Raw genomic sequence first — 13513 nt, forward strand, 5'->3', positions numbered from 1 at the left:
CTTGAATGATTGGCAAGCAGGATGCTTATGCCACTTTCAAATCCCAAGGAAACGCTGGATCAACGATTTTACTTATCTCGTACCAACTTTAATTGCCGCACGTTAATCGGTTTCCAAGTTTTCGCATCGCGAGCTTGCATCGTGAGAACATGTTTACCAGGCTTGTCGATTCGAATGCTGCCAAGTTGTGTTTCTTGAAAGTGTTCCCAACCAGACGTTTTCGCTGGCTTGCCAACTAGCCTTTGACCCGCAGCATCGACAACGAATTCTCCATCTGCATGCGCAGTAGCGATTAACGCACTCACGTTGAATTTGCCAGGTTTATCGACACTGAGCGTCCAGGCAACGGACTCGTCTGCGCGATCCCAGTAGCCGACATTTGGTTGACCGCCCTTGTTTTCAATTTTGATCTGGTCGCCGTTAAGCTCAGCATCGTCAGGCTTCAATACATAGTTACCAGCTTTGTCAGGTGAAACGGTGATGATAATCTTCGGAATCGGTGCGGGTTTCAGATCCTCGCCTGTAATCTTCAGTGCACACGTGTATTCCGAGACTGCCTTGGTTGGCACCGTCACAACAAGTCCTTCATCGGTCTGCTGCCAATCGACGTTGCCGTCGTATCCTAACAGACTGACGGTGTTGATTTTGCCAGCGACGGATGCCAGCGAACGGACCAATAGCTTGCCATCGTCTGGCCAACCTAACGCGACCGCATAAAGTGACGGCCCCTTCGTCGTAAAGCGAATGTCTCTGGCGCTATAATTGAAATCTTCTTTGAAGCTGCCGCCTCGGTATCGCACGCCGCCTTCGCCATAGACGAGCCACGGGCGTGTCTCGTAAATCGCTTCGCCATGAATCGCAATCCAATCGGCCAATTGCTCGAGCGACTGGCGAACGTCATCGTCAATGGAACCATCGGGACGCTGAACAACATTCAGCAGTAAATTGCCGTTCTTGCTGACAATGTCCACTAGCATATGGATCGTCCAACTGACTGGCCGTGGCTTCCAATGTTCGTTGTAGTACCAATCGCCGATGGACGTATCGGTTTGCCATGGATGGGGATTGATCTTGGGCATCACACCGCGTTCAAGATCCTCAACCCAGCGACCTTCGGATTTTTGTTTGCATGTATAAACCGCCTCCAGCTTGCCAGCATGACGTGCTTCGTTGGTGTTGTAGAGATGAGCGATTAGACTCGCGCCAACCTCATTGCCAAACGGCATGTGGCTGTCGGAATAAAGTAGGTCAGGTTGATAATTGTCGACCAGTTCCTTGATTTCGTTAAACCAAATTTTGTGATACCGCGGGTCATTGCTGTTCCAACCTGTATCACCCGGCTTGGCGGGGAAGTGGTACAAGTCTTGAAGCTTTGGATCAGCACCGTCGTAGGGAATGCCGGTTTTTGGGCCTTTTTTGTCGCTTCCGTGACTCGGTTGGAACCATGTGAAACTAGCTACCAAGTGTTCGGATACACCGAAACGCAAACCGTGTTTCTTTGCCGACTTTTGCCAATCGCCTACCACATCACGCTTCGGCCCCATTTTGACAGAATTCCATCTGTGAATTTTTGAATTCCATAAGAAAAAATTGTCGTGATGCGACCCCATGCTGACGAAGTAGCGTGCCCCCGCCTTTTTATACAGATCCATCAGTTGATCCGGATCCCACTTTTCCGCCTTCCAAAGATCGATGATCTCTTTGTAGCCATGTTCCGATGGATGACCATACGTCTTCAAATGATGTTCGTATTGGCGATGCCCCTGAACGTACATATGCTTGGCGTACCAATCACCTTGCATTGGAACCGCTTGGGGTCCCCAGTGAGACCAGATACCGAACTTTGCATCTCGAAACCAATCTGGGCACCGGTACTGTTCCAGCGATTCTTCATTACCTTTGAAAGGGCCATCAGCGATTTGAGGCGGTTGAGCCCAAGCGGTTTGGCAAAACAGCAATGCAGTAAGTACGGCGAGTCTCATGAGGCGGGCAATCCCAAAAAACGGGGGTGGGGGAGGGGCTAGGACACAATGAAAATTGCCAGAGCTCTCTAAAGAGTCTCGTTACAGTGAATCATGTGTAACGCACATTCTATCTAAAACCCTGCGGCCGCGGGGATGATAATTTCAGCATTTCCATACGGCAGATTTGCTACTTTAACGTGACGAAGGTGCCTTCGTAATATCGACGTTTGACAATTGCATCGATATTCTTGACTTAAATCATGAGAGCCACAAACGTCATCGGTTTGCAGCCTGGGTGAGTGACACTGACCGGCTTCGCCCCCCGGCAGCAGACCAGGCAAATCTTGCCAAGCATTAATTTTTCGCGCAAGTCGTCGTCACGGCACAACACGATGCACACCTTCGAACTTTGGCACGCATACCCTTTCACAGGGAGTGGAGGAGGCCGTAGACGTTCGCTTGCGACCCGGATCATTCGAGACTACCTTCAAACGTTCAGCTTAGCCTGCGGCAAATGGAACAACTTTTGAACTGGCAACTTTTGAACTGGCAACTTTTGAACTGGCAACTTTTGAACTGGCAACTTTTTAATTGGCAATGAATCGCATGCGTCGTAACCAACCAACAAGTCTTCTGGCGGGATTGATACTGTGCTCCCTTTCGGGAGTTACAAGTGCCGAGCCGTTGATAATCTCCAACCCGCATTTACACATTACTTGGCAAGACAATGCGCTGCATATGCGCAGGTCACCGGCTGATACACCGTTTCTCGTTCATGACATCCGTGTCCAAGACGGTGGTGCAGCGGCAACGGTACAGAAATTAGCCCATCCCAATTGGGGACAGGGGCAAGCGATTTTGCTTGAGTCATCAACGGGTGATCGACTGCAGGTATCCTTATTCGCGGAACTCCCATTTGCCGTTTGGCAACGCACCCTGAGAAACGACGGCGACCTGCAGCGCATCGTCAAAAAGCAGGATATGTTGGCGGGCAAAGTGGACTTGCAAATACCACCGTCTGAATTGAAGACAATCAGTACAGCGGGCCTATTGGACTTGGCCGACCGTCCTGGCAGCTATGCGTTCATGGCGGTTGGTGATCCTGCTAGCTACCGCGGAATCGTGTGTGGATGGCTCACTCATGAACGAGGCTCAGGGGTTGTTCTAGCAGACGGGGAACAAGAAACGGCCAATTTAAAGGCTCATATCGACTACGGCGATTTGCGTATTGAATCGCAACAACAAGTCAAAACCGAAAAGCTTCTCGTTGGTTGTTTTGACGATATCCGCAATGGACTGGAACAGTACGGCGAGGCAATTGCTACGGAACGGAAGATACAGTTGCCCGCCCAACCGAGCGTCTACTGCACTTGGTATCACGGCGGCGCTTCGGACGAAAGCAAGCTCGCTCGCAACACCGATTTTGTCCGCGATCACTTGGCGTCTTATCGTCTCCAAGTGATGCAAATCGATGATGGATGGCAAGCCGGACAGAGCAAAAACGGGCCCGAGAAGGATTTTTCGACGATCCGAGCCGGCGGACCCTATGCATCGGGAATGAAACAGACAGCCGACTACATTTCCTCGCAAGGTTTGGCTCCGGGTATCTGGTTCATGCCGTTTGCCGGAACCTGGAACGATCCCTACTGGGCCGACAAACAAGACCTTTTCTACCAAGAGGGAAGTTCGCCGTACAACTACATCAGCGAGACCAACGGTGGCACGCGTCCCGATTTCCCGGCGGGTCAAGCTCCGTTTGTTACTCGCTGGGGCGGCACCTGTCTAGACATGACCAACCCCAAGACGCAAGAGTATCTGAAATCGATTGTCGAACGGATTGCTCATCAGTGGGGCTACAAATATTTCAAAATGGATGGTTTATGGACAGGAACGGGAACTCGGCTTCAGTATGTTAATTCCTCGTACCAAGATGACGACCTGGGTCTAACCACACGTTTCAATCCTCTCATCACTCCGATCGAAGCCTATGCGAAAGGTTTGGACCTAGTACGCGACGCTGCTGGTCGCGACGTCTTCCTGCTGGGGTGTTGTGCGCCGCAGAACATGCGATCTCTTGGTCCAGCGTTTGGTCGAGTCGATGCGATGCGGGTCGGGCCCGACAATGGTGCTCGACCATCCGGATTGGTCCGTGGCCCGCTGTTCTCTACGCGAGTGTTTTTCTTGAACAAACGTGTCTGGTTCAACGATCCCGATCCCGCGTATGTGCGACCATCATTTCCAAAGCAGATGGCACAAACGTCGGTCTCCTGGACTGCCCTGACCGGATCGTTGCATTCGAGTAGTTACAGCTATTCTGAACTGCCGCCGGAACGCTTAGAGATTCTAAAACGCAGCTTGCCTTCGCACTCGCTGAAAACGGTACGCCCGATCGACTATCTAGAGAACGACCCGGCACAAGTATGGCAACTAATTGACGATCGCGATCCAATACGCAAGGACGTGATTGGCCTATTTAACTGGGATGTCACCCATTCGGCCAGCATCGAGTATCCGCTGCATCGCGTTGATTTACCCCGTGCAGATCAAGATGCAAATCAAAGTGCAGATCAATACGTAGGCTTCGATTTCTGGGCGAATCGTTTCCTACCGCCATTCTCCAATACCATTGCTGCTGACTTGCCGCCGGGCGGTTGCGCAATACTCTCGGTACGACCAACCAGGCAACATCCACAAGTCGTCAGCACGTCTCGGCATTTAACACAAGGTGTGGTCGACTTGAGTGATGAACGTTGGGAACAGGCGGAGACGACCTTGAGCGGCCGCAGTCAGTTGGTTGGTGATGATGACTACGAGATTCGCGTCGTAGTTCCAACCGGCAAGGAATCGTGGCGACTGATGGAGGTTCAATTGAAAGAGGGTCCACACAATGCCAACGTTTCCTTTGTGCAGACCGGCCCGACAATCCGAATCAAAATTGCCAGCAACTCAGACTGCGAGGTCGCTTGGTCGGCGCGGTTCGAGCCTGCAGAAATATCAGCACAAACGCCATCTGCCATAAGCGAATTGAGTGCAACGATCGACTTGGACCAGGTCAATCTGAAATGGAATCCGTCGGAAGCCTACGGTTATCGAGTTCAGCGAGATGGATCCGATATGGCCGAGTTATCGGATATAACATTTCGGGACACCACGGTCCAATGGGGAAAAGCATATCGTTACACGGTGCAAGCACGCGGTTGGACCGATGCTTGGAGTGAGACGGCCGAAGTTTCGGTGACCATGCCTAACCAGCCGCCGATCCCCACAACACCTCCACTGCCTCAAATTTTTTGCTCCGACCTAAACCCCAAAAAGTCTTCTAGTGGCTGGGGCTCGATCGGTGTCGACCAGTCGTGCATGGCACGGCCGCTCACCGTCGAAGGAAAGGTCTATGAAAAGGGCATGGGGGTGCATGCGACGTCCACACTGGTCTATCGAATTCCCAAAGGAGCAAACCATTTTGTTGCGTCGGTAGGCCTGGATGACGAAAAGAGCACCGACCCACGCAGCAGTGTGGTGTTCAAGGTTGTCGGTGACGTTCTAGAGATGGGGGAACCGCCGATCGTATTGGCTCGCAGCCCCGTGTTGCGGAACGGTGGTCGTCGCTTGTGGCACTTTAATGTCGCGTTAGATGATCGCCTGCGTGAATTGCATCTGGTTGTCGAAGACGGCGGAGACGGTATCGCCGCCGACCATGCCGATTGGCTAAACGCTGGTTTTGTACACGGTGACTAGCGACGCGAATTGCGAGGTACGAACACGCCGCACACTGCACGCTGTGTCACCCCTGTCATTTCGATCGACTTTTTGGTCTTGCCGCTTGCGTTCGTCACTGCCATTGCCCAATTCTACACGGCATAACCCAACGGCCACGATCCGCAAAAACAGGCCCCCAAACACTCACGGCGATTACCAATTCCAGCCAATTTCGTCTACAATGACAAACGAACCCAAGTCGAAATGACTCTACCTCCCGCCTCCGTTCTCCCCCCCACCACCGACTGATAGGGATCGCACATGCGTGGCATCAGATCTGCAGCGGACATTGCCTGTTTTGCTTTCGTTAGCTTCTTTAGTCTATTTTCAGTCGGCTACGCTGATTCGATGGTGATCCCCTCGTCGGTGTACTCGCGCGACTACGAGGCGATCAAAGCAGTAGACGGTAGTCACGAAACGCGATGGGCTAGCAAACCGTCGGACAGGACAACGTTCACGCTTGACTTTGGCAAGTCCGTGGCAATCGATGAATTAGCCATCCACTGGGAACACGCCTATTCGTCGGACTTTCAAATCCAAACGTCCGAGGACGGAAAAAGCTGGTCAACGCTATTTCACCAGCAAGACGGACGTGGCGGAATCGACCGACTGAAGAACCTAAGTGGCAAAGGACGCTTCTTCCGCATCGACTGCTTGAAAGCTAGCAATGCGCATCAGCATGTTTCGATTTGGGAGATCACCTTTAGCAACCCGCAAATTACCGAACTGCTTCTCGTAGCGGCCAAACAACACCTCCTCCAAGCGGGTCCCGTGATGTCGGTCGTGGAGGCAAGAACCCAACTAGCTGAACATGACGTAAAGGAAGTTGTTTTCGCTACGCGTGAAGATGGCAAGGACGGGCATTGGTACGCGAACATCGGCTATTGGTCGTACGACGAAAACGACATGCTCTATGGGCGAGGCGGTCGGCTATGCAAACTCAACATCGAAACCGGCGAACTAGTCACGCTGATTGACGATCCCAAGGGTACGGTTCGCGATCCGGTCGTCCACTACGACGCCAAGAAGATTTTGTTTTCATGGCGGCAAGGCGACAGCCGGACGTTCCATTTGTATGAGTGTGATATGCGAGGCGAGAACATCACACAGCTCACCGATGGCGAATACGATGACATCGAACCATGCTATTTGCCCGATGGCGGAATCATCTTTGTATCGGGACGAGGAAAACGATGGGTCAATTGCTGGCTGACTCAAGTAGCGATCCTATTCCGCTGCGACGGCGATGGCAAGAACATCACGCAGTTGTCGGCGAACATCGAACACGACAACACTCCTTGGGTCTTACCCGATGGCCGAATCGTCTACCAGAGGTGGGAATACATCGACCGCTCGCAAGTGAACTACCATCATCTATGGACCATGAATCCTGATGGTACAAACCAAATGATTTACTTCGGGAACCTTCACCCTGGTGGTCTGTTCATTGACGCCCGCCCCATTCCCAACTCGGATAACTTGGTCTTCATCAACTCGCCGGGACATGGCAGCCGTGAACATAGCGGCCATGTCGCTATCGTCGACAGCAACCGCGGCCCCGACGATCAAGGGGCACTCGTTAACCTGTCCGATGACGCCACCTTCCGCGACCCATGGCCACTTTCGAGTGACCTGTTCCTTGTCGCCAGAGGCAGGCAAATCCTGGCGATGAACGGTCACGGCAACAGCACCTCCATCTTCGCGCTGCCAGATTCATTCGACAAGGACGTGAGACTTCAGGAACCGCGACCGGTGATTCGCCGCCAGCGAGAGCAAGTGATCGCTACTCACATCGATCCCGCTAAGACGACGGGTTTAATGATTCTGCAAGACGTTTCACTGGGACGAAATATGGACGATGTAAAACCCGGCGAAATCAAAAAACTATTGGTGCTTGAATCGCTCCCAAAGCCAATCAACTTCACCGGAGGCATGGACCCGCTGACGTACGGGGGAAGCTTCACGATGGAGCGCATCCTGGGAACGGTGCCTGTTGAATCCGATGGCTCTGCCTTCCTTGAACTACCAGCGAACCGCTCACTGTTTTTTGTTGCACTCGACAAAAACGACCACTCGGTCAAGCGAATGCAGAGTTTCTTGAGCGTGATGCCCGGCGAGGTGCAAAGTTGCGTTGGTTGCCACGAACAACGGGGAACCGCAGCATCATACTCAATCGATCCTGGTGGGCTAATGGCACTGCAGCGGGCGGCGAGTGTGCCGAAACCGATGGACGATATTCCGGAAGTCTTCGATTTCCCACGCGATATTCAACCGCTGCTTGATAAACATTGCTGTAGTTGCCACAACCAAACCGAGCCTGCGGGCGACGTCGTACTAACGGGCGACCGTGGTCCGATGTTTTCACATAGTTACGTGAATTTGACGATACACCAACAATTTATCGACGGTAGAAATCTCCCCAAGAGCAACTATGCGCCGCGCACCATCGGAGCCACTGCGAGCCCGCTGATGAAAAAACTTGACGGCCAACACTACGATGTCAAACTCTCGCCACACGAACAAAAGATGATCCGGTATTGGATCGAAACCGGTGCCTGCTACCCCGGAACGTATGCGGCACTCGGGCACGGTTCGATCGGCGGATACCAGCAGAACAAGCAATTCAACGAAGACAAAGATTGGCCAACCAGGGAGGCTTTCTCACGAGTGATTACGCAGCGATGCACTGAGTGCCATCAACGTGAATTGGATTTACCTACCCCCACAACGATGTCCGACGAAATCGGGATCTCGTTTTGGAATTTTGAGGTCAGCGATCCACGGTTTAAGTTTTCGCGGCATCGAATGTTTAATCTTTCCGAGCCAGAGAAATCACGATTCCTGCTCGGGGCCTTATCGAAAGAAGCAGGTGGTCTTGGACTTTGCAGTGAGGTCGTGTTCACTGATACACAGGACGCCGATTACCAGAGTCTGCTGGCGCACATCGCAGCAGGGAAAGAATTCTTGGAAACCAAAGTGACACGCTTCGACATGCCGAACTTTCGGCCTCGCGACGAGTATTTCCGAGAAATGAAACAGTACGGTATCCTGCCGAAATCCTTCAACCCAAAAACCGATCCGTTTGACGTATACCAACTCGACCGTGAGTACTGGAAATCGCTGTGGTATCAACCGCTTGACGAATGACCGCTATTACTGACAGCGCAACCATCCTCTCTATATTACGGAACGTCTACGCCGGACGAGTCTCCATGATCCGTGACGCGAATCATTCCCCCACACACAATCACTTGCACCAGAACGAACTCCAATAGGCACGGTCCACTTCATAGGCGTCGATTGGATCCGTGTCACTGAAGTCGGAGGGCAGAATCCCGAATCGTTTCATTTCGCGGACATAAAACCTATTCGGACGAAAACCAGGCATGTCGAAGCGTTTTTCGTCTTGGAGACGTTGTGCAGATGCTTTGATCGCATCGAGCGTTGCAATGTATACCGGGTCGCTTGTATTCGCAAAAACGCCTTCGCCGCAACTGCCAAATCCACCGGCGCTCTTTGCGAGCGGCGCGCGAAGCAAAAACGACTTCTCGGGATGATCCAGATTGCATATGTGTTTCTCGATCCAACCACCAAGTCTTGGCTTTGCAGTCCCTTCGACATCGGCTGAACCGTGACAAGTTGAACATTTCTTCCCCAACTGCCCGTATGGCAACGAGACTGGAAACATTCCGCTGCCCAGTGCTGCGTAGGTGCCTGGGAATGCGGCACTTGAATCAATCCACAACCGAATCATCTTGCGTTCACGTTCGGTTAAATGCACATCGTGGTGACTACCGTCGATAAAATGCATCAAACGGCTCGCCGAACTTCCGATCGACCGTGGTGGCAAGTTCGAGCGAGGTTGATTGCGCCCATCGGCAACCAAATTCCGAGTGAACATCGTAAAGTAGCTGTTTGTGTACAAAGGCGTCCGGTCTCCCGACAAATCGACTCCTGATTCCCGACTGTCTGTGTTGTGACATTTTATGCACCGTCGATTCAAAATCGGCTGAATGTCGCGAGGATAATCGAACACATCCGGCACGTCCGACTCGGGGGTAATTGAGTGCGGTGGATGATCAAGAGCCGCCAAATCAAGCGAAACGGAAGCGGTTTGTGAACGCTGTTCATGGCATCCAACGCAACTCGTTCGTTCGCCCGGTTGCAGCGTCACGAAGCTCTGCATGCGCTTCACCGACATGTCTTTATCATCGAGTGCAACAAGGATCAGCGACCGCAAAGCCGGCAACTTCATAAATGCCGACCCGTCGGGTTCAACCGGGACGGTACCAAGAATGCGGGCTAGCGTGAAAGTTCCGCCCATCGATATCGGCTCCATGCCTCCCGAAAAATGGACAGGCTCGGGCAACTGTTCCAACACCAACAACTTCTTAATCTCGCCCCGTTTGACACCTTCCATGTTTCGCCCATTGTAAACGTCTGTCAAAACAAGTTCACCGTGCGTCTGAGTCGTATCAACTTGTGGCGCAAGCTTTGGTTCAAGCGGTCTCGATCGAATGGGTCGTGGTTCGTGGCATTCCATGTGCCGCAGCGATTCAGGTAATTCGTAAATCCGTTCTTTTTCGCCTTGGCCGTTCATCACGAATATTCCACGACGATTGGCAACCAAGATACAATCTTCGCTCAAGGCATAGGGGTCTCGCACCAATTCCTTTGGCTTGCTGATTTGACGCACAGCAGAGACAACATCGGGTCCCGCTTTCGGATCAACAATCGTGACATAGCCAAGATGCTCGGGGATTCCGTGCCCCGGCGAGAACGAGGCAACGACTTTGTCGGTTCCCGGAATCGGTTTCGCATCCAACATGGCAATGCCGGGATGCAGGTTGCCATAGTAAATCATTTGGGAAGTACCATCGGGATTGGTAACCCAAAGGTGATGGTAGTGAACTTGACTGCGGTCAACATATTCCCACCGCATGTACAAGACCCGACCATCAGGCATTACCCACGGGGTGTTGTCATGATCGTTATTGCTTGAGACCATGCGAATGTTGGATCCGTCGCCCTCACATCGGTACAACGTGGCGACTCGAGTGAACCAGCAGTTGACAAAACGCCTGCACCGACTGGAACAAAACATGATGTCACCACTCGGCAAATACGTTGGCTCGATATCATCATCGGGGCCATCGGTCAGTTGAACCAAGCCAGTACCGTCGATATTGATTTCATAGAGGTGGTACGTTGCCGAGCGACCCTTGCGATAAGAAAAAAGAACCTTTTGACCGTCATAGTGCATTTGCGGATCACGCACACCGCCTACTGGATCGTCGATCAAGAGAGTTAACTCACCGGTACGCAAGTTCAATTTGCACAACCGCCCGCCATCGCCATAGCCGCGTAAACTCTCGCCATCGGGATACGTGCCGAAGTTCAACTTTGGCCCATCGCCATAATCGCAACTGTAGTATCCAAAGTTGACGTACCAGTGATCGTGCCCAGAAACGCGAGTGGCAAAGACAATCTCTTCACATCCCGCGAATTTTCCATCGAGCATTTGCGTGAGCAGTGGACCAGGTTGGTATTCCGCGTTGGCAGAGAGACCAACAACAGCGGCAAGAACGAACAAAATTAGTCTCATTCCATGCCGCAGTTCCGTAGCACACCGATACATGAGCGATTCCCTTGTCTTGGCAGGTAACTTTACATTTAAAGAGACCGTAAATACTCAATCAAATCATCGAGTTCCGACTCGCTTAGCTCCTTCGTACTTCCATGGTCGCCCTGTTCGTCATGTACGGTGAAGACGTCTCTGATTTCTGCCGCTCTGCCGTCATGCAAGTAGGGTGCCGTACGATGCAGTTCAATCAAGCTGGGAGTGTCGTACTGTCCATCGGGTTCATGTGGACTAGGAGTGCCCACATTATGCATTTGCTTATCGGTATAGTACGGCGCAGGATGACAATAGAGACAACTCCCTTTGCCCTCAAAAATCGCTTTCCCCCGCTCTGCTGCGTCAGTTAGCTTTCCTTGCTCCGTCAAATTTGGGTTTGACTCAGGTTCCAATGAATTCAAATACGCCGTCAACCCGTCGACCTCAGCGCTGGTTGGCATAATCCGGTGACTCACCATCACGCCAGTCCTTGCACACTCGCGAACTGTTTTTCGGGTAGCCCGGCGGTTCAGAGGTGGTGTTTCACGTACGAGGATCAAACTAGGTGTGTCCTTGGCATTGCCGATCCCATCTCTCATAAAATCCCAACGTAGCGCATCAGTGCGTCCGTCATTCGGATGGCAACTCGCGCAGCTAAGCCATTGTTGAAACGCGAGTCTAGCGTCATGAAACGCAATCTCGCCTTGCCGCACCAAATCGGGTTCCACTGCGTCGCCCAACATGATTGTGCTCAGTAATTCGCCCGTATTGGTATCGATCACCGCGACACTACCCGAAAAATAGTTTGCAACGATCACCTTCGAATCGTCCTTGGTTAAGGCGATCCCGCGTGGCCCAATCCCTCCGCTGGGGAATTTCGTCAGGATTTTTGAAATGTAGAGTGCCGTTAGATCGTTTGCTAAATCAGCGACCTGCGCATTGCCATTTTTGATTTTCACCCAAATATTGGCCTGACTACCGTCCTTAATCGATTCGAGTTCGGGTGACAAATTGCCTGCCAACATTTGATGCAGCTGCCCCACATCCAACCGCGAAATTTTGTGAACGCCACTGTGACTGATCCACAATGTGTGGCCGTCGTTCGTGCATACGATTGAGTCTGGGTCGGGAGCCCCTTGCATCAATTCATCGAGCAACACAGTCGCAGCGAGCCGCCCGCGAGGGAGATCAATCACGGTTAACGCGGTTGTATTGACCCAGCCACGCTCGAGTTGGGTGACGGGCAAATTGAAACGTCCTAAATTGTGAACGACATAGGCCCATTGGTTATCGGGGCTGACGCAGACGCCTTTGACCGATGACGATCCCGTAGGCAATTTGAGATGGGTGGCTGTGGGAATAGCATCTGCATCGGTGCAGCGAAGCAGACTGACAGACGCAGAAAAGCCGACATCGGTTCCTGCACCGAATGGCAGCAGATTCGCAACAACGACCGTTCGATTATCAGGCGATACGGCAAGCGAGTAGGGTTCACGAACCACCGGGACGCTACAAATTGCCGCATCGGTACCCTTCGATAGGTCAATCACCGATACCGTGTGGCTGTCTTGGTTGGCTACATACAAACGCGTATCGTTATAGGAAAGCGCAACGTCCGTGGGCCAATGACCTACGGGAATTCGCGAGGTCACTTCACGCGACTTTGTGTCAATGACTGCGATCGTTCCTGCCCCGACTCCTGGACTGCGTTCGGTCACGTAAAGCAAACCGCCATCACTTGATAGAACGAGACCTTGAGGCATTCCACGAAGTGGAATTTCGCCGACCAGCACATTCGTCTGTAAATCAACCACCGACAAGCAACGGGCAGTGCGATCCGCGATATAGGCGACCTCCGAATCCGTTGATACCGCAATGCAAATGGGTGACCGAACAATCGAACTTGGAAGCGCCACTGAATCCGCAGCTCTGGCCGTTAGTCCAAACACGACAAACGCGTTCAAAAATGCCAACGCAAAAAGATTTCGGTTCATCGTAGGATTCATTGAAGTGTTCCTATAAGTCGTAAATTCTCAGTTCATTCGGGCCCGTGGTGCCAATGCGTCTCAAAGGCTCCGCTGCAGCATTGGGCAAATTTGCTCTTACGGGGCGGGCCGGCGAGAGCAGGCGTTGAGCGGTCTTGAGCAAGTATCCTGCTGATCGAGTGTGATGGCGA

General features: G+C 52.3%; 5 protein-coding genes. 2 read left to right on the top strand and 3 right to left on the bottom strand.

Features of this window, described 5'->3' with window-relative positions:
* Nucleotides 1-68 precede the first annotated feature (68 nt).
* Nucleotides 69-1982, bottom strand: coding sequence for an alpha-L-fucosidase (locus CA13_RS11400; protein WP_146396558.1), 1914 nt, complete (start codon nt 1980-1982; stop codon nt 69-71).
* A 588-nt stretch (nt 1983-2570) separates the two neighbouring features.
* On the opposite strand from CA13_RS11400, the gene CA13_RS11405 reads away from it, so the two are divergent.
* Together CA13_RS11405 and CA13_RS11410 are read left to right on the top strand one after the other, a co-directional pair.
* A complete protein-coding gene (locus CA13_RS11405) occupies nt 2571-5699 on the top strand; it encodes an NPCBM/NEW2 domain-containing protein (protein WP_419194203.1) in 3129 nt (1042 codons plus the stop codon).
* 282 nt (nt 5700-5981) lie between these two features.
* Entirely contained in the window at nt 5982-8867 is a 2886-nt protein-coding gene (locus CA13_RS11410; protein ID WP_146396564.1) for an HzsA-related protein, read from the top strand.
* Between the two features lie 100 nt (nt 8868-8967).
* Here the strand turns inward: CA13_RS11410 and CA13_RS11415 are convergent, their stop codons facing one another.
* Together CA13_RS11415 and CA13_RS11420 are read right to left on the bottom strand one after the other, a co-directional pair.
* Complete coding sequence (locus CA13_RS11415; protein WP_146396567.1) at nt 8968-11325, bottom strand: HzsA-related protein; 2358 nt, start codon at nt 11323-11325, stop codon at nt 8968-8970.
* Nucleotides 11326-11393: 68 nt separating this feature from the next.
* The gene (locus CA13_RS11420; RefSeq protein ID WP_419194204.1) at nt 11394-13331 is read right to left on the bottom strand and encodes a beta-propeller fold lactonase family protein; all 1938 of its coding nucleotides are present in this window, start codon (nt 13329-13331) and stop codon (nt 11394-11396) included.
* Nucleotides 13332-13513: the final 182 nt, after the last annotated feature.

The organism is Novipirellula herctigrandis (genome assembly GCA_007859835.1).
Classification (GTDB): domain Bacteria; phylum Planctomycetota; class Planctomycetia; order Pirellulales; family Pirellulaceae; genus Novipirellula_A; species Novipirellula_A herctigrandis.